The organism is Bacillus sp. TL12 (assembly GCF_022625245.1).
In the GTDB taxonomy this organism is placed as follows: Bacteria; Bacillota; Bacilli; order Bacillales; family Bacillaceae_G; genus Bacillus_A.
The window spans coordinates 30,245-48,153 of the sequence record NZ_JAJJBY010000010.1; the positions used below are offsets into that span (position 1 = coordinate 30,245).

General features: G+C 34.1%; 21 protein-coding genes, 3 pseudogenes, 1 riboswitch and 1 other annotated feature. Of the genes and pseudogenes, 13 read left to right on the forward strand and 11 right to left on the reverse strand.

Features of this window, described 5'->3' with window-relative positions:
- The first annotated feature begins 39 nt into the window (after positions 1–39).
- Both LOK41_RS11610 and LOK41_RS11615 read left to right on the forward strand, forming a co-directional pair.
- The gene (locus LOK41_RS11610; RefSeq protein ID WP_241816585.1) at positions 40–654 is read left to right on the forward strand and encodes a hypothetical protein; all 615 of its coding nucleotides are present in this window, start codon (positions 40–42) and stop codon (positions 652–654) included.
- A 322-nt stretch (positions 655–976) separates the two neighbouring features.
- A complete protein-coding gene (locus LOK41_RS11615; RefSeq protein WP_241816586.1) occupies positions 977–2,479 on the forward strand; it encodes a malate:quinone oxidoreductase in 1,503 nt (500 codons plus the stop codon).
- A gap of 134 nt (positions 2,480–2,613) precedes the next feature.
- On the opposite strand, the gene LOK41_RS11620 is transcribed toward LOK41_RS11615, so the two are convergent.
- The 3 genes from LOK41_RS11620 to LOK41_RS11630 are packed head-to-tail and all read right to left on the reverse strand — an operon-like array spanning position 2,614 to position 3,763.
- Positions 2,614–3,090, reverse strand: a complete 477-nt coding sequence (locus LOK41_RS11620; protein ID WP_241816587.1) for a small multi-drug export protein — start codon at positions 3,088–3,090, stop codon at positions 2,614–2,616.
- A gap of 25 nt (positions 3,091–3,115) precedes the next feature.
- Positions 3,116–3,550 carry a hypothetical protein gene (locus tag LOK41_RS11625; RefSeq protein WP_241816588.1) on the reverse strand — a complete coding sequence of 145 codons (435 nt, stop codon included), beginning with the start codon at positions 3,548–3,550 and terminating at the stop codon, positions 3,116–3,118.
- Positions 3,551–3,556: 6 nt separating this feature from the next.
- On the reverse strand, positions 3,557–3,763 hold the full coding sequence (locus tag LOK41_RS11630; RefSeq protein ID WP_241816737.1) for a helix-turn-helix transcriptional regulator: 207 nt from the start codon (positions 3,761–3,763) through the stop codon (positions 3,557–3,559).
- A 250-nt stretch (positions 3,764–4,013) separates the two neighbouring features.
- Between LOK41_RS11630 and LOK41_RS11635 the strand changes: the two genes are divergently transcribed.
- A complete protein-coding gene (locus LOK41_RS11635) occupies positions 4,014–4,496 on the forward strand; it encodes a GNAT family N-acetyltransferase (RefSeq protein ID WP_241816589.1) in 483 nt (160 codons plus the stop codon).
- 68 nt (positions 4,497–4,564) lie between these two features.
- Here LOK41_RS11635 and LOK41_RS11640 read toward each other — a convergent pair whose 3' ends face one another.
- Complete coding sequence (locus LOK41_RS11640) at positions 4,565–5,749, reverse strand: MDR family MFS transporter (RefSeq protein WP_241816590.1); 1,185 nt, start codon at positions 5,747–5,749, stop codon at positions 4,565–4,567.
- 107 nt (positions 5,750–5,856) lie between these two features.
- Here LOK41_RS11640 and LOK41_RS11645 point away from each other — a divergent pair, with 107 nt between their 5' ends.
- Together LOK41_RS11645 and LOK41_RS11650 are read left to right on the forward strand one after the other, a co-directional pair.
- Complete coding sequence (locus tag LOK41_RS11645; RefSeq protein WP_241816591.1) at positions 5,857–6,411, forward strand: CGNR zinc finger domain-containing protein; 555 nt, start codon at positions 5,857–5,859, stop codon at positions 6,409–6,411.
- A 93-nt stretch (positions 6,412–6,504) separates the two neighbouring features.
- Positions 6,505–6,570 (forward strand): annotated as a pseudogene (locus LOK41_RS11650) (class I SAM-dependent methyltransferase); the annotation flags it as partial.
- Positions 6,571–6,782: 212 nt separating this feature from the next.
- Here LOK41_RS11650 and LOK41_RS29110 read toward each other — a convergent pair.
- Positions 6,783–6,863 (reverse strand): annotated as a pseudogene (locus LOK41_RS29110) (SMI1/KNR4 family protein); the annotation flags it as partial.
- Between the two features lie 129 nt (positions 6,864–6,992).
- Positions 6,993–7,430, reverse strand: a complete 438-nt coding sequence (locus tag LOK41_RS11655; RefSeq protein ID WP_174102450.1) for a GNAT family N-acetyltransferase — start codon at positions 7,428–7,430, stop codon at positions 6,993–6,995.
- A gap of 719 nt (positions 7,431–8,149) precedes the next feature.
- Between LOK41_RS11655 and LOK41_RS11660 the strand changes: the two genes are divergently transcribed.
- Both LOK41_RS11660 and LOK41_RS11665 read left to right on the forward strand, forming a co-directional pair.
- Entirely contained in the window at positions 8,150–9,028 is an 879-nt protein-coding gene (locus LOK41_RS11660) for a hypothetical protein (RefSeq protein WP_241816592.1), read from the forward strand.
- 18 nt (positions 9,029–9,046) lie between these two features.
- Positions 9,047–9,208: a hypothetical protein gene (locus LOK41_RS11665; RefSeq protein ID WP_481748804.1), complete on the forward strand. Its 162-nt coding sequence runs from the start codon at positions 9,047–9,049 to the stop codon at positions 9,206–9,208.
- Positions 9,209–9,325: 117 nt separating this feature from the next.
- On the opposite strand, the gene LOK41_RS11670 is transcribed toward LOK41_RS11665, so the two are convergent.
- Together LOK41_RS11670 and LOK41_RS11675 are read right to left on the reverse strand one after the other, a co-directional pair.
- Positions 9,326–9,469, reverse strand: coding sequence for a hypothetical protein (locus tag LOK41_RS11670; RefSeq protein WP_174102452.1), 144 nt, complete (start codon positions 9,467–9,469; stop codon positions 9,326–9,328).
- A 100-nt stretch (positions 9,470–9,569) separates the two neighbouring features.
- A riboswitch (cyclic di-AMP (ydaO/yuaA leader) is annotated at positions 9,570–9,712 on the reverse strand.
- A gap of 38 nt (positions 9,713–9,750) precedes the next feature.
- Positions 9,751–10,212, reverse strand: a complete 462-nt coding sequence (locus LOK41_RS11675) for a GNAT family N-acetyltransferase (RefSeq protein ID WP_241816593.1) — start codon at positions 10,210–10,212, stop codon at positions 9,751–9,753.
- 356 nt (positions 10,213–10,568) lie between these two features.
- Here LOK41_RS11675 and LOK41_RS11680 point away from each other — a divergent pair, with 356 nt between their 5' ends.
- Positions 10,569–11,690: an AI-2E family transporter gene (locus LOK41_RS11680; RefSeq protein WP_241816594.1), complete on the forward strand. Its 1,122-nt coding sequence runs from the start codon at positions 10,569–10,571 to the stop codon at positions 11,688–11,690.
- Positions 11,691–11,817: 127 nt separating this feature from the next.
- Positions 11,818–12,028: a binding site (T-box leader), on the forward strand.
- Positions 12,029–12,070: 42 nt separating this feature from the next.
- Complete coding sequence (locus tag LOK41_RS11685; RefSeq protein ID WP_241816595.1) at positions 12,071–13,069, forward strand: tryptophan--tRNA ligase; 999 nt, start codon at positions 12,071–12,073, stop codon at positions 13,067–13,069.
- A gap of 8 nt (positions 13,070–13,077) precedes the next feature.
- Here the strand turns inward: LOK41_RS11685 and LOK41_RS11690 are convergent, their stop codons facing one another.
- A complete protein-coding gene (locus LOK41_RS11690) occupies positions 13,078–13,545 on the reverse strand; it encodes an NUDIX hydrolase (RefSeq protein ID WP_241816596.1) in 468 nt (155 codons plus the stop codon).
- Positions 13,546–13,562: 17 nt separating this feature from the next.
- The gene (locus LOK41_RS11695) at positions 13,563–14,402 is read right to left on the reverse strand and encodes a DUF2785 domain-containing protein (RefSeq protein WP_241816597.1); all 840 of its coding nucleotides are present in this window, start codon (positions 14,400–14,402) and stop codon (positions 13,563–13,565) included.
- A 126-nt stretch (positions 14,403–14,528) separates the two neighbouring features.
- Here LOK41_RS11695 and LOK41_RS11700 point away from each other — a divergent pair, with 126 nt between their 5' ends.
- The 3 genes from LOK41_RS11700 (at position 14,529) to LOK41_RS11710 (ending at position 17,333) form a co-directional block, all read left to right on the forward strand.
- Positions 14,529–15,362 carry a hypothetical protein gene (locus LOK41_RS11700; protein ID WP_241816598.1) on the forward strand — a complete coding sequence of 278 codons (834 nt, stop codon included), beginning with the start codon at positions 14,529–14,531 and terminating at the stop codon, positions 15,360–15,362.
- Between the two features lie 123 nt (positions 15,363–15,485).
- Entirely contained in the window at positions 15,486–16,508 is a 1,023-nt protein-coding gene (locus tag LOK41_RS11705; protein WP_241816599.1) for a tyrosine-protein phosphatase, read from the forward strand.
- Between the two features lie 129 nt (positions 16,509–16,637).
- Positions 16,638–17,333: a YjjG family noncanonical pyrimidine nucleotidase gene (locus tag LOK41_RS11710; RefSeq protein WP_241816600.1), complete on the forward strand. Its 696-nt coding sequence runs from the start codon at positions 16,638–16,640 to the stop codon at positions 17,331–17,333.
- A gap of 116 nt (positions 17,334–17,449) precedes the next feature.
- Here the strand turns inward: LOK41_RS11710 and LOK41_RS11715 are convergent.
- Positions 17,450–17,557: pseudogene (locus tag LOK41_RS11715) on the reverse strand (helix-turn-helix transcriptional regulator); the annotation flags it as partial.
- A gap of 108 nt (positions 17,558–17,665) precedes the next feature.
- Here LOK41_RS11715 and LOK41_RS11720 point away from each other — a divergent pair.
- Positions 17,666–17,860, forward strand: a complete 195-nt coding sequence (locus LOK41_RS11720) for a hypothetical protein (protein ID WP_241816601.1) — start codon at positions 17,666–17,668, stop codon at positions 17,858–17,860.
- Positions 17,861–17,909 lie beyond the last annotated feature (49 nt).

Here is a 17,909-nt window from a genome sequence, read left to right on the forward strand (position 1 = left end):
TGTACATAATAATATATTTTGAATGTGAGGAGGAAAAACGTGTATAAATTACCGTTAGGCATACAAATACCAGATCAAATTGATTACCCAAAGGGGTATGATTACGATACCATACAACAAAATCGTGCGCAGGCGAACATTGTAGAAGGCTACAAGATGAGAGAGGTTGAAGGCGAAAAATTTCAGTATTTTACAGAAATTAACATTGATGTTGATAAAGTTTGGCGCTTATTTGAAACATTAGTTAATATAATGTTTAAAGAAGGGATAGCCTATGGATTTGTAGGAATGAAAGGTGAAGAGCCATTTTTCAGTTCTTTTACTGAATTTGACCGAATCATGAATCTCTTTAAGGAATATAAATTTGAACTTATAAATGATGGATTTCTGCAATTTGGAATCGCAACTGAAGATAGTACATCCTATAATGAGATTTTTGTGACTAACTTTAAAACCTTTCAAGTATGGAGTGAAAACAAAAATGACGTTTTAGCTGCATTAAATCAAATGGATTTAAAGAAGTATAAAGACTTGAAATTTATTTACGATTTTCCGGTAACGTCAAAAGCACTTTCTCCGCAACGATATCCAGAAATCCGACATTACACAGAGGTACTGGAAGAATTAGAAAAAGCTTTTTCTCTCATAGTATGATAAAAATGTTTCCCCCTGTTAAGTACAGAGAAACATATTATAAGTAACGGCTAAAAGTTGAGCTTAAGAACTGAATGATTGTGTGTTCCTAGAGCTTTGTAAAGGGGTTTTTTACTATTTTATTATCATAAATAGTTTAAAGTTATCAGATAATACTAGATATTTTAGTCTATTAATTATTATAATAGACTATGAGATGGGTTATAATTGAGACAGAAAAGATGTATTCTTAGGTGGGACCTAGGTGGCGCAGTTTTTTTTTTGGCATAGAAGCCAAAAGTGCCTAGTCTTTTTTGCCAATATGGGGGATGGAGAGATTATCATGAGCAACATGCAGAAGAAAACAGACGTTATCTTAATTGGTGCCGGAGTTATGAGTGCGACTTTGGGGTCATTATTGAAAGAGTTAGCACCTGAATGGGAAATCAAGGTGTTTGAGAAATTAGCAGATGCAGGAGAAGAAAGCTCTAACGAATGGAATAATGCGGGTACTGGTCATGCTGCACTGTGCGAGCTTAACTATACATCTGAAAAACCTGACGGATCTATAGATGTTAGCAAAGCTATAAAAATTAATGAACAGTTCCAGCTTTCAAGACAATTTTGGTCTTATCTTGTAAACAGCAATTTGATTCGTAATCCACAAGACTTTATTATGCCAATACCTCATATGAGTATGGTACAAGGGGAAAATAATGTTACGTTTTTGAAAAAACGTTTTGAAGCGCTTTCAAAAAATCCGCTGTTTCAAGGAATGGAATTTTCCGATGATCCTGAAAAGCTGAAAGAATGGATTCCGCTTATCATGGAAGGCCGCACACAAAATGAGCCAATAGCGGCAACGAAAATCGATTCTGGGACGGATGTCAACTTTGGAGCTTTAACACGCATGTTGTTTGATCACTTACAGAACAAAAACGTTGAGTTAAATTACAAGCATAGTGTTCAGGATATTAAACGTGCTAGCGACGGATCATGGGAAGTAAAAGTACATGATATCAGTAGTGGGAAAATCGAATACCATACTGCAAAATTCGTCTTTATCGGCGGCGGAGGTGGAAGTCTGCCTTTACTACAAAAAACCGGTATTCCTGAGTCGAAACATATTGGTGGGTTCCCGGTAAGCGGATTATTTATGGTATGTAACAATCCGGAAGTTGCAGAGCAGCATCATGCAAAAGTATACGGTAAAGCTAAAGTTGGTGCTCCTCCAATGTCTGTTCCACATCTTGATACAAGATATATGGACAACAAAAAAACATTACTGTTTGGGCCGTTTGCTGGCTTCTCACCGAAGTTCTTAAAAACTGGTTCGAATTTGGATTTGATAGGTTCCGTAAAACCAAATAATGTCCTCACTATGTTGGCGGCAGGCGTAAAAGAGATGGCATTGACAAAATACTTAATCCAGCAAGTTATGTTATCAAATGAAAAGCGTATGGAAGAATTACGTGAATTTATTCCGAATGCTAAAAGCGAGGATTGGGATATAGTAGTAGCAGGCCAACGTGTACAGGTGATTAAAGATACTGATGCCGGTGGTAAAGGAACACTTCAATTTGGTACGGAAGTTGTTAGTGCTGCTGATGGCTCGATAGCTGCATTACTTGGTGCTTCTCCAGGTGCTTCTACTGCTGTTCATGTTATGCTTGAAATATTAGAAAAATGCTTCCCAGAACATATGAATGCGTGGGAACCGAAAATAAAAGAAATGATCCCTTCTTATGGCGTGTCACTAGTGGAAAACCCAGGGTTTTTCCAAGAAATTCATGCTTCAACAGAGGAAACGCTTGGTTTAAGTAAAAAAGAACTGGCTCATAGTTAAATTCTTGGAGTATAGAAACAAAGCTATGTAAGACCATTACACAGTTCAATAAAAAAGAAAATCAACTATGCAAAAGAGGCTGTCTCCAAAAGATCGTTTTTAGCGATCTTTTGGGGCAGCCTCTTCATATGATTCTAAATAATATTTAAAAAGCTAAATCCATACATCGCAGCAACTGTAAAAATGATTGTCCATACTGCTAGACTAATAGTCATCCAACTTATGACGTGTGTCCGGTTCGATCCAAATGTTAAGGCTAATACGGCTGCAATATCAGTTCCTACAAGAATTGGAGCTAACAGAGCCAACCCTGGAATACCATATCGTTCCCATATTCGCCTTGATCGAGTTTCTTTTTTAGAAGGTGTTGTTATCCCTTTTTTAAATTTTCTGGCTGCTTGCCATTTTGCGTACTGCTTAAAGAAGAAGCCAAGTAATAAAACCAAGATAAGATTCCCTGCAAATGCTGTCACTCCTACTGCAAATGGCTGTAATCCCCATGCAATACCGAGTGGTACAACGATTGATACATCCATCCATGGAGCAAAGGCTAGTAAAAATAAGACTACATATTGCCATAATTCACCTGCATTTTGAGCCCATTCTAACATATTGTTCCCCCTGTTTTTGTTCAGATTAAATACGATGGAAAATCAGAATAGTAGTTAACCAATAGACAATGTATTGACCTAATCCTAGTAAACCTATGCATATTAGCGGAATGAGAATGTTATGAGAAAAGAGGAAGCAAACTCCTGCTGTTATTGGAAGTGCAAAGCTATAGTAAATATACACATTCCTACAAGCCTTATAGGTCACCCATTGTTGACCTTCATCTATTTCACGAAATTCAGATGGGATAAATCCAAATAATTTAATTTTATCATCAGGATTCTTCCGATTATAATGCTTTGTAAGAACGAACCACAAAAAAGTAAACATTACCAAAATCCCAAAACACAATCTAGCTATAACGACTTGTGTATCCATAAGAGAAAATAGTAAAAATGCAATGATCAATACAAATAAGCTCGTACCTATAAGTGGAGACCTCAAAATATGTTTCATCAAAAATATTCATTCCTTTCCTGTTAAATAAAAAATATCTTCTACAGTAACTTGAAACGCAGTAGCTATTTTTAACGCCATCGTAACAGATGGGGAATAATCACCTTTTTCAATTAACCCAATTGTCTGTCTTGTCACTCCAACGGCATCGGCTAAATCTTGCTGAGTCCACCTAAATTGTGCCCGTAATTCTCTAACTCTGTTTTCAAGCATCATAATTTCCCTTCCTTCATTTCCAATTACTAACATTGTAAATGATTGCTTACAAAATGTAAATAATCATTTGCATTTTGTAATAAATAATTGCTTGAGAAACATAAAACAACACCATCTATAACTAAAATGGTGTTGTTTCGTTTATCTAGCTTTTAAAATTGAATAGTTTTATCCATTAAGAAGATAGAGGATTGAAAAATAAGATGAAGAATTAGAGTAGATAATGCAAAAAATAGAAAGAGGGGAAAAGATGAATTTAAAATTAGTAGATGTAACGGAAGAAAATTTCTTTGAAATTATTAATTTAAAATCAGATGAAATCCAAGAAAAACACATTCAAATATATGAAAGATGGGTTGGTTCAAATGCTTTCTTTCTTGCAGCTTGTCAAACGTTTGGGTTTACGCCGAAAGCTATATATGATAATGACGTTTTAATAGGTTTTGCTTCGTATGGGTCTAGAAATAAAACGAAGCAATATGAGTTAATTAGTATGATGCTTGGTCATCAATATCAAGGATTAGGGTATGGGATTCCTGCTTTAAAAGCAGTAATAGATAGTATGGTTCAAACGTACAAATGTGAAGAAATATTCTTATCGGTTATTCACGATAATGAACGCGCGAAGCGGATTTATGAAAAAGTGGGTTTTAGGCCAACAGGAGAGATTGAAGAAGGACACCATCCAGAATTTGTTTACTGTTTAAAACTAAAAAACTATGTAAATGTATAAATTTGTATTATTGAATCAAAAGCACCGTTCTATAAACTGGACGGTGCTTTTCATCGTACTATATATGCTTATAATCCTGTATGAATCATTTCATTTTCTTGTTTTTGCTCCATATTCTTTAACATATGAAGCAAAATAAATCCTGTAACACCCATTGCACCCAAAAATAACCAAGGTGTATATGTCTCTTGCAACTTTGATGTAAACCATGTTCCTGTGTAGTTACCAATTGTAAAGCCAATAGCGAGTGAAAGCTGATAAGCTCCAAAATATGTGGCCGTGTAAGAGGCATGACTATAATTTGCAATTGCGATATCAGCATTAGGTAATACTAGTGTTTCTCCAATTGTAAATAGAATGACGCAGCTAAACAGCCAATACGGATCTGGAAACAAAGGAATAAGTAAAAAAGAAAGTCCCATAAGTAGCACGCCGTATTTTACAATCGAGAGTGTACTATATTTGTGAAATATCTTTCGGAATATAATCATAAATAACACACCCGTAATTGCATTCACTGTAACAACAAGTCCACCTAGCTTTGGGCTATGACTGATATTGGTCATATGAAGTGGAAGGGCGACAGTAAGTTGAGTAAACATAATGTAAAAGAAAATCATAATACATGAGAATGAGAGAAAACGCTTGTTTGCAAAAACAACTTTTAATCCAGATAAGAGTTGTACATTTTCAGTAGAAACTTGGAAGTGGGATCTAAGAAGATAAAAAATGATTGCAAAGAATAGCATAAGGAATCCAGTAAAAATAAAGGGGTACAAAGGATTCCATACGAGTAATAGACTACCCGCAATTGGGCCAATAATTGCACCGCTGTTAAAAGCGAGATTTAAGTATGTAAATAAATCTTTTCGGATGCAAGCAGGCTGCGAACCGAATACAGCACGAGCAGCTGGTTCGTAAAATGCAGTTCCAAACCCAATCAATGAAGCAGAAATTGAAATCGTATGAAACTCTGAAAATATTCCTAAACAAATAAAGCCAATGCCTCTTAAGAGTAATCCGGATATCATCATAATCATGTATCCAAATTTGTCAGCAATAATGCCAGAAAATAAAGGGATAATTCGTGAAGTAATTATCATAATTGTTAAGATAGTTCCAACTTGCAAAGTAGAGAAGTGTAGAAAATTCGATAAATAGATGGCAAGAAAAGCGTACACAGCAAAGTAACCAAATGCCATGAAAAATGATGAAAAAAGTATAACGCGTATCGGTGTTGAAAAGTTTTTCATAGAGTCTCCCTTCTATCTTGTAACCATTAAAAGTTTTTGATGGTTAACTGTTTTATATTATAATTATACATAAAGTCAGAAAAAAGTAAATTTTAGAAAGATGGTGAATGGATTTGAGTCAGAGTCAAGAAGCACCGGGACAATTAGAAATCGTAAGAGAGTTTTTAAATACATGGAGAATTCCAAATGACACAAGAAAGCAGGTAGATGAGCTTAATACAATAGATGATGTACTTCGATTTATGAGAAACCATTTTGGTGAGGAATTTTCTTTTGGCACGTTGGATGAGCTGAAGCAATTTAGAGATGACGTTCGTTTCGCGATTGAGGCGAAAGGGACATTACAAAAATGGTTTGAAAAATATCCATTTGGCGTATGTGTGACGAAAAATATGGAATTTATTACATATGAACCAATTGGGGGACGGAATTTCTATACGATGATGTTACAAATTATTTTGACTGCGATTGAACAAAAGAGGTGGAATCGGTTGAAAGCATGTCCAGATTGCCGCTGGGTCTTTTATGATCATTCTCGTAACGGAAGTAAGCGCTGGTGTGGGATGTATGCAGGGAGTAAAGAGGGAAGAGCTTGTGGTACGATTGCGAAAGTGAAAAATTATCGGGAGAAGAGAAAAGGGAAATCTAGTTATAACGTTTAAATATATAGATATTATGTATCTAATGAGATTTCATGTGTAGAAATGATTGTGTTTATCTGAGAGCACCGTGGCTGTAATGGAGGGGAATTAGAAATGGAACAAACAGAAATGTTAGAAATAAATAAAAAGTGCTGGGATATAGTGGCACCTTACTTTTTTTAGGGAGATTTTTTACCGAAGTACGGGCCGTATACTGCTTCTGAAGATGAAATACGTAGAATAAAACAATCGAATAAAGTATTTGGTGTCTCTGGACTGTGGACAGCTTTATTTATGAAAAAGCTTACTGAATGGTAAAAAGAATTATGTTTTCTTAGTGAATTATATTTATATCTGTTAGCAAAGACTGTGTAAACGAAGAAACCCTTCAGAAAATCTTCATCACTTGCACCTGGTTGGAGGTTCAATATTTTTTGAAAGTTCACTTCAAGGCTTGAACCTCTATTAATTATACGTTTCTATAGTAATTCAGCTTGATTTATCATATCTTTTCTTCTCTAATTATATACTCAAAAAATCCAATTTAAAACACACACAATTACTATTAATCTAAGGTTTTGAATTGTCCCCTTAATGAAAACTTAATTAATTGGTATATACTTCTTGAATCCCTTACTTATAGTGCCATTATAACCATTTTTAGAAAAGAATTTATGTGCTTCTATTCTATTTATACTACTTAATAGGATAATTCTTGTGGACCCCCTTGCAATTGATAACCGTTCTACATGTTTTAATAACTTTTCACCTATCCCATTACCTCGAAAATCTTCATTTACAATTACATACTCTAGGACGGTATATGGTCTAAATTGATATCCAGGATCAAGACAAAAAGTCATAAATATACTTCCTTTAACTTTACAATCTTCCTCATACACAAATAAAAAATTATTAGAATCATTCCTTATCTGCTCAATTCTTTCTGGTAAAACCTTAATGTTTTTACTATGTGGTGCTAATTTTTTATATAGATTTTCAATTACATGACTGTCCTTTGGGTCAGCTTCACGAATCATATAATTCCTCCTCTATTAATATTGATATATCCATGGTTCGGTCTATTCTAATACTGCACCTTTTGACTCTATTGTATCCTAAAACAATGCTTTTTGAGTACAATTCAGATAATAAGATGGTAAAAAGAGAATAGAAGGGATAGCGTTTTTTGTTTTGGGGTATTTGCTTTTCTTAACTTGATGGTAATGGGGTGATTCCCCTACACGCTTTTATTAAGAACTCTTATTTATACTAAGGATTAGAATCTTATTGATTCCTTAAAATGTAGAAAGAGGAAAATACTGTAAAAACTATTGTATGTTTAAAATCTTTATGTTACATTTGTGTTACAAAGAAGTTATGAAATGTAACTTTTATTGCGTTTTGTTTTCTGTTGTTTTTGATGTGTTACGAATTATGGTCCGTATTTCCAATCAACTAAGAATATTTAAAATTAAAGAAATAGCAAACTATAAACTAAAAATGATTTTTCTATGTGTATAAGAGTGTGTGTAGTAAAGAGTTTGAGTTAGAGCTTTAGCGCATTATTAAAATTTCTTTCTGTCTTGAAAGAAGAAGAATACTAACTATTTAGGGGTTTTTAAGTAATGATAGTGAATGAAATGTACTTCCTTTCCCACACACAATTTAGTACATATTTTACTTTCAGTCTAATTACTACACAGACTTTTATACATATGAAGTTATTGTTTTAGGAATATATAGGAGGAGAGAGAAAATGAGAAAGTTATTAACACTAATTGGACTTACATTTTTAATGCTAGCTGGATGTAGTAATGGAGATTTTGAAAAAGCAATGGAAGTGGGGAAGACAGCGCTAACTAATAAAGAATATAAAACAGCCTTAGCATCATTTGAACGAGCACTAGATGAGAAAAAAGATGATTCAGATGCAAAAGTGTTTGTAGAACAAACGAAAGCAATGATTGAGGCAGTGAAACTAAAAGAAGAAACAAAGGTAGAAGAATCAATCAAGTCATTTGAAAAAGTAGAGAACATGAAGAATGGAAGTAATACGCTTATAAAACAAGCAAAGGAAGAACGAACAGCATTACTAGCCATCTTAGAACAAAAAAAGAAGTATAGTGAGCAACTGGTGAAAAGTGATGAGTTAATAAGTAAGAAAAATTATTCCGAAGCGAAAGAGATATTAAATAAGCTAGTTTCAGAAACAAAAGATAACAAGAACCTTGAAGAATATAATAAAACAGCCTCAGGATTAATCACTAAAATTGGTGAAGAAGAAAAAAATACAAAGAGTGAAACAGTAGCAGCAGTGAAGGAACAAAAAACAGATGCAGTAACGAGTCAAAAGGTAACGACAGAGAAGAATCAAAAGGTAGAGGCAGAGAAGAATCAAAAGGTAGAGACAGGAAAGAATCATGATGAATTTACTTTTGAGAAAGCTATAGAATATATCAAAAAAGAATATAATGAAGAATACACTTACACTCTTGAGGATACTCAAGTAGAAAATGGAAAGAAATATTATAAAATTAGAGTGCGTACGACATATAAAATAGAAGGCGCAGCTGGGTCAGGATTTACTGGAGTATTCAAGGTATTTGAAGATGGTACAATTGTTGAAATGCACTAAATCGATGAAAAGGATACGATGAATCTTTATATTTCTAGTAAGAATTCAATTGAAAGAATAGTAGAGGATGAACCTTCTAATGATTTTGATGAACAAGCAGCTGCACCTTCTAAAAAATATTATTCTTTGCATAAGGCGAAAATGTTACCGCCAATGTTAATAGTTAAGGTTCGAAAATAGGTTATTGTATAAAAGGAAAGATACAATATGAAAAAAGCTTTGCAACAATAGCAAAGCTTTTTTCAAGTTTCGTCATACTGCACATACAAATGATCTTACATGCGCAAGAAATTCACTTCATCTTTTCGGCTGAAAAATATGTTGAAAAAAGTATTTGTGATGTAAACTATCTACAATTTTGTTAGCTTGATACGTACGTTGTTGTTCCAATCTAAGACGTTGCTCCATCATTTTCATTTCATGATCTGATAAACGTAACATTGTACGAGTCTCCTTTTCTATAAATATAGGTTTCTAATGACGACGATTCCACATACTTTATAGTTAAGGAGGGATACTGTGTATCATAGGTAAAAAGCACCTTCCCTCTCCCAATACGCTTACGAGGTTAGCTGTCGGACTCGGGAAGTGAGAGTTCCCTACTTAAAAAAGATTCGCCCCAAGTAGCATGAACTACATGAATGGTTCCCCCGTTCCAAAATTTGGATTCAGCAAAAGGTTTTATAAAAAATAAGATAACATAACTCGCAAAAGAAGTCAAATTATTTTGTATTTTCTGCCTTTTCTAACTGTGTAAGAACAAGTCCGTCAGGTAAAATAATGTCTGTTACTTCAATGAATCCGTGTTTTTTATATAGAGAAAGTGCAGGGATGTTTGCTTTCCCTGTTTGTACAATATATTTCTTTGTGTCAGGAGATATGCTAAATAAATGAAGGAGAAACTTTGTTGCAATTCCTCTATGAAAATAGTCAGGAGATATAACTAGGCGATGGATATCAATAATTGTCCCTTCATTTACAAAAGAGATAAAACCTATTAGTTTATTTTCAAAGATGTAGCCATAAAAGGTCTCATTACAATTTTGAATGTCTTCCACAGTATCATATAAACGTGGGATTGCTGTGCTGTTAATGTACTTTGCTTCAATTTTATAAGCAGGAATTTGGATCACTAAAATAGCTGATGCTACTTTAATAGAAGTAGGTGGAATTTTACAAATCATTAGCTACTCTCCTTTTTGTATGTTAAATTTTATCCTGAGATAAGAAAAAATATGTGTTAAACATTGATATAATTATTGTTTAAAGTGTGATAAAAATATATTTATATAACATTAATCGCTATGAAATTTGACAAATTTTAGCTCTCTTGGATACAATGTATGTACATGAATTTCGTGATATTATAGTAACTCTCCTGTTATGAATGGCTGTCATTCAATGAAAAATGATAAGGTGCAAGTAATGAACTAAGGGTGTGTATAACTTTTCTATTGGATCACAAATGAATAGAAATATATTACTGATTGTTTCATAAAGCCCTTTTCAAGGGCTTTTCATACTTAGAGAGGTGGTATATTTGGAGAAAGTCAATTTACGAAAAAGAGATAAACTGAAAAATTTTTTTAAAGAACAAAATTATTTAGCGGTGCTGCTTGGATTTGCCTTACTGTTTGTGAATATATTACTACTAACAAAAATTTCGTTTGTATTTACACCCTTCATTGTCTTTTTAAAAACAATCTTTTTTCCAGTGTTGTTAGCTGGGGTACTATTTTATATTTTACATCCATTAGTTTCGCTTTTAGAAAGAAAAGGTGTTTCTAGAATTATTTCCATTGCCTCTATATACATACTTGTAATCGGGTTGTTTGTTTTTCTTGTTGTGACAGTGATTCCGATTATTAAAGATCAAGTAAATGCGTTAATAGATAACTTGCCATATTTCGGTCATGAAATTGAGAGGGCAGCACGTAGATTTGGGGAAAGTAATATAATTGGAAAGATTCAAGATAGCTTAAATATTGATGTAGGTAGTATCGTAAAAGATTCTACAATGAACTTTACAAATTCGCTATCATCAGTGACTGGGAATGTAACTGGATTCTTAAGTACACTTACAGAAGTCGTGCTTACATTTGTAATGGTACCCTTTATATTATTCTATCTTTTAAAAGATGGAGAGAAACTACCAAAGTACTTTTTAAGGATTATTTCAGAACAAAGACAACCTGCTGCTAAGCTTATATTAGATGATATGCATTACGCCATTAGCTCATATATTAGAGGGCAAATTATTGTTAGTTTGTTTATTGGGATTATGTTATTAATCGGTTATTTCATTATTGGGATTAAATATGCGGTCTTACTTGCTGTTTTAGCTATGATTGTAAACGTAGTGCCATATGTAGGACCGATTATTGCGATTACACCGGCTTTAATCATTGCCTTTATTGATTCACCAGCAATGATTCTAAAAGTTATTATTGTGATGATGATTGTACAATTGGCAGAAGGGAAGTTTATTTCACCACAAGTCATGGGTAAAAAATTAGACATTCACCCAATTACGATTATCTTTATTATTTTAACAGCAGGTAATCTATTTGGAATTATGGGGATTATTTTAGCGATTCCAGGTTATGTGATTTTAAAAGTGCTTGTTACACATGGGTATAGATTTATTAAACTGAACACTTAAAAAGAGGAGTTAAAACAGAAATTTTCTGCTTTAGCTCTTTTTTTCATTTTCTCATTTGTAAACCTTTGAATAAATAGAAAATTTACGTTTATCAGAAAAGGAAATGTGATAAAATGTAAAAAATGAACAAAAAGCGATGATAGAGAAGAGTACATATTCAGAACTTCGCAGAGAGCTGATGGTTGGTGGGAATCAGTAAGGGATGAACATGGAATGGACTCTGGAGCTTCTAGCTGAAATGAGTAGGCTAAGACGATTTGCTTCGCGTTAAAGAGGCATCAAGTGAGCTATCATTGTAGCTAATAAAGGTGGTACCGCGGGAGTCTCTCGTCCTTTTCTAGGATGAGAGGCTCTTTTATTTGTAGAAAGGAGGAGATAGTATGAGTGAGAAAATAATGTTAACAGGGATTAAGCCAACTGGCCATCCGCATTTAGGGAATTATATTGGGGCGATTAAACCTGCGTTAAACATGTCTAAAAAGAAAGACGGAAAAGCACTGTATTTTATAGCAGATTACCATGCATTAAACGCCATGCAAGAACCTAAGCTGTTTTGTGATTATACAAAAGAGGTTGCTGCAACATGGCTAGCATTAGGACTTGGAGAAGATGTTATCTTCTATCGACAAACGGAAGTTCCAGAAATTTTAGAACTAGCATGGATTTTAGCTTGTCTGACTCCAAAAGGCCTTATGAATCGAGCTCATGCTTATAAAGCAAAGATAGAACAAAATAAGGAGACAGGTGTTGATATTGATACAGGTGTCAATATGGGATTATATACGTATCCAATATTAATGGCTGCAGATATATTGTTATTTCAGTCTAGCCATGTACCTGTTGGAAAAGATCAAATTCAACATATTGAAATTGCTCGGGATATTGCGACGTATTTTAATCATACTTTCGGAGAGACGTTTACACTTCCTAAGTATGTAGTGCAAGAAGAGGGGGCTATTTTGCCAGGACTTGATGGACGAAAGATGAGCAAAAGTTATGGGAATGTGATACCGCTATTTGCAGAATCTGAAAAGCTCAAAAAGTTAATTTTTAAAATTAAAACTGATTCTTCCCTGCCTTATGAATCGAAAGAACCTGAGACGTTATTTATGATATATAAGGAATTTGCCACAGAGGAAGAGACAAAAAGCTTGCGAGAGCAGTACAGAACAGGCATTGGTTGGGGAGATGTAAAGAAAGAACTATTTCGCGTTGTAAACAGAGAGTTAGAAGAACCAAGGGAAAAGTATGAGGGATATATGAATGAGCCACACTTATTGTATGAGGCTTTAGAAAAAGGTGCGGAGCGAGCGAGAGAAATCGCGAAGGTGAATTTAGCTGAAATCAAAAAGAGGATTGGATATGAGAGGGAACGATAAGCGTTCCCTTATTTTTCTGTATTCATTGTAACGGATTGCTGAAATTGATCAATAATCATTTTAGGTACAGCACCAATATTATGTGGGAGTGCATGCAATGGGAAAAAAAGCAATTCTTTTGATTCATTACGGTCACATTGCAACTCACCTTCATAATTTCGGCAAATATAAACTACCATGACACCATATACTTGATCGCCGTTTGGATATATTTGAAACAAGTTTGGTCCTGAAAAGGTGTGAAATAGTTCTAAATCTTTTACGATAAGTCCTGTTTCTTCAAATGCTTCTCGTTTTGCAGCTTCTTCTAATGTTTCTCCATATCCAAGAGCACCACCAATAATGCCCCACATATTGAAATCAGTGCGAAGCTGAAGTAATATTTCATTTTGTTTATTTAAAACGATTACGTGTGAACCAGTTATGATAAGCGGATGGTTCCCTACAAGTTTTCGCATATCTTCGAGATATCCCATTTTTTTCTCCTTTATTATTAACAATACTTCGGTAATTCCCTCAACATTTTTTCAGCACGATTCGCTACAGAAGTAAGGTTAGGATCTATTTTTGCTCTGAAAAACAGGGTGCGTAAAAATGTTTTTACATTTGCACATAATATAAAGTATTCATGACAAGAAAGTCTAATTTTTAACTGTGTTAAACGTTTTATTTTTTTATAAATAATCGAAAAAAGTTGATCCCTTGGAAAGTCATAATAAAGCATAGATAAGAGGGGAGTTGCAATTCGTTCATCTTCATTATTATGATATATGGTAGAATAAATGAAAATTTTATTTAATAAGCAGTGAGCAATCTCTTCATAACAGGAACAGGTAATATGTGCACTGTGTACCAGTTCGTTAAAGGCATCGGATGCATGGGCAACGCTATGAGCCCAGCCTTTATCTTGTACATATCCACGATAATCTATTTCAAGATTCATATATGTAATAAGCTTTTCTTTTACGTTTTGCACAGTTTCTTGTAATAAGAATGAGTGAGAGTTATCGAACTGTATAATGAGTCCTATTAATAAAGTGGTATAAGAACGAGTGAAAACTCCATCTGTATTGGGAGAGGAGATTTCTTGATATAAGTAATCGTCACTTAGACAGGTCGTTAACAGAGTTTCTAAGTTATCATGGGATAGAAATTCATTTTGAATAAAATGTGCAAAACATTTATATATTAATTGATCACGTACATAGCTATCGGTCGTTCCAATATGCCCAATCATATGGGAACTTAACTCATTAAGCTCGATGTTCTGCATCTGTGTATAGTCATTTTGCTGAATGAGCTCCAATTGTTTTTGCAATGCAATGATATCCAAAGTTGCGCCTCCTCTATGCTTTCGTAATGCATTGTTTCCTAGTATTCTATATATTCGAAGACAATCCTGCTCATGCAAGGATAAATCATAGCTCCTCCCGAAGTAGATAACAAGAGGGGGAATATGATGTTAAAACAAAACCTGGGACATATAGTTGCACTGTATCCATCTGTATTATTCGATGGTTGGCATATTGAAAATGTATCAGAACGAAAGGAAGGAGCGAAATGGGAAACACTTTGGTTTCAAGTTTTTACACCGACGGGGGTGTTTCGAGTAAAAGAATTTTTTCTCGATATAATGGAACCAACATTTCCAGATAGTTGTATTTACAAAACGCAAGGTGAATGTTCTCGGTATAATGACCTTATATATTGGAAAGGGACAAATTATAAAGGAAAAGTGAGTTATGTTATCTCTAAATGGAAAGCACAAGTTGAAATTTCGATTGATGAAGGATTCGTGCAGCAACAAGAAATGGAGCAGTTTTTAGAAGGTTTGCAGCCATTAGATCTAGAAAAAGCAAAAAAACAAGTAAATAAGCCGTTTCATCACTTAAGTTTTCAAGCAAGAGTACAAATTGATGGTGAAATAAGCAGATGCAGTAAGTGGTATTCACCAAATGAAGTGCAGTTTGACTCCTTACCGATTATGATTCCGGATGGTTGGAAACTCGAATCAATTGGTTTTGGAGATGAGGAAACACAATATGTATATTGGGATGTAAAGGAACAAGTATATGCACTTTGGGCGTGTCTTCATTCAAAGCGTAATTATTATCCAGTATCGTCCTGGACTAGAAATTATAGCCTAGTGCAAGTGCTAAATGGATTAGAGTTTTATACTCATCCTCAGCGCGGTACAGTCGTATATCAAGATTTAGGTGACAAGCAGATCGCCTATGTATTTCGCGGTATTCCGTGTACAACACTTGCAAAAGTACAAGAAATCTTTTCTTAATTTCAAAGAATAGACAAAAGAATGTCATAAATATAGTCACGACAGAACTAGGACATTTGTAATACAATAAAATAGAGAATTGCTTCATTTACCGGAATATATAAAGAAAGTATTGGTGAAATTATGACACAATATAAAGATTGGTTACAAGCAAGCGTAGAACGAAAGTCAAATAATACGTTACATATAGTATGGGAAGACGGTGTAGGGGAAGTTACGATTTATTGGAGTACTTCATCAGAACAAATTGAGGAGAATGGAGAGTTTTTATTAAAAGTATCAGGTCAATCATCGTGTACGATAGAAGATCCAAATTCAAAAGCGCGTCCATATTTCCGATTAATAGCAAGTAATGGACAAGCTGTGACTGTAGCAGAACGCAGGTTGCCATTACAAGGAGCGTTTAATTTCCGCGATTTAGGTGGTTATGAAACAAGTGATGGCCATAAAGTAAAGTGGGGGAAATTATATCGCTCAGAAGAATTAGCAGGATTAACAGAATGGGATATTGCTTATTTAGAGCAATCTGGTTTAAAACTAATTTGTGATTATCGAACAGATTTTGAAGTGACACATAAACCGAATCCAAGCATTGCTGGTGCCCGTCAAGTCTGTTTACCAGTCATGCAAGATATAGCAAAAGACCTAAATATTAATGAGTTTTTCCAAGTCGGGGATTTATCAATGCTTGGAAAACCAGGTGAGTATTTAGTGAAAATGAATAAAGGCTTTGTAGAGGGAAATGAAGCATTTGTACGTTTTCTACAGCTCGCTCAAGAACCGGGAAATTTACCGCTAGTTAATCATTGTACAGCTGGGAAGGATCGAACAGGATTTGGGTCTGCTTTATTATTACTTCTTCTTGGTGTCTCAGAAGAAACAGTGATGCAAGACTATTTATTAAGTAATGGATTCCGTGAAAAGTTAAATCAAAAAATGATGGCCTTTTTAGGTGCGAAGCTACAAAACGAGGAAAGCAAAGAAATATTAGGGGCTATGTTTGAAGCTCGTGCGGAGTATTTACAAGCTGCAATTGACGAAATAAAACGTGCATTCGGCAGTATTGAAAACTATGCTGAAACAGGGCTTGGTTTTACAAAATACCAGTTAGAAAATATGAAAGCATTGTTATTAGAAGAGAAGTAATCAAACAATCCTGTATTATGCCAGTAATACAGGATTGTTTTTATCATTTTAACCGATTCATCCCCCTCCCCTAAACGAAGTGAAGGTGGGGGTAGTTCAATAATTAGCAGATGAGTAATGGAGGAAACTATGAAATACAAAGTTATATTCTTCGATGTGGATGATACATTATTGGACTTCAGTATGTCAGAAAAAAATGCATTACATAAAGTTTTTGAAGAGTTTGGATTACCTACGGGGGAAGTGGAGTATAGAAACAGCTATAAAGAGATTAGTAAAGTATTATGGAGAGACTTAGAACAGGGAACTACCACTTTATCAGAATTGGGAGTAGAGAGATTTAGAAGGTTGTTTTTAGAACATAATTTAGAGATTGACGCGGCTACATTTAACCGTGTATATCTTACATACTTGGGAAAAGAAGTACATCTTGTACCGGGAGCTGTAGACTTGTTCAACCGTCTTACGGGGTGCAGGCTAGCTATTATAACAAATGGATTTACTGATGTGCAAAAAAACAGAATAGAGGAATCTCCTCTTCGTAATACTTTTGAGCATCTTATCATTTCAGAAGAAGCTGGGTTTCAGAAGCCGGACCGAGGTGTTTTCGAATATGCATTTTCTAAGTTGAAGATTACTGATAAAACGGAAGTGTTAATTGTAGGAGATTCTTTAACTTCTGATATCCAAGGAGGAATAAATTACGGGATTTATACTTGTTGGTTTAATCCAAATGGTAAAGAGAATCATATAGGTATTCAACCAACATATGAAATTCGTGAGTTAACTGAGATTGTAGGGATTGTAAGAAAGGCTGGGAACTGAGGGATTTTGAATAAGTGCTTTTTCTATCTTTTTGGTTACATAGGAGTTACTCTTAACAATCCATATAAATCTTACAAAAAATCCCTCTTATAATAAGAGGAGGGATTTTTTGTAGACTATTTTTCATTAAAAATAAATATTTTATCAATGGAAGTATTCAATGCTTTCGTAATGTCATGGGCCAGTTGTAAAGAAGGATTATATCTTCCTTTCTCTATGAATGAATTTTAATTATATATTTAATAAAAATTCAGAAAAATGATAATATTCTTAGGTTATCAACAGTAAAAATATCGTAAAATGGTTACAAGAGAAAGGGAGGGGGGGAACGCATGATCAAGTGGATGTTAATTATGTTAATGATTGTGGCGGTAATAGTTGTTGGAACAATAGTAGTTGGGAAAAATGGAGATGAAAATTATAGTAAAGCAACGAAAGGTAATATTACAAGGCTTACAATGATTTATCTTTTATTAGCAGTGGTTTTAATTGTTGGACTAGGTTTATATATCTATTTTAATGGTTAAAGATATTTATAGATTGAAATACTGATATAAAACGAGAGCGTTTGTTTTT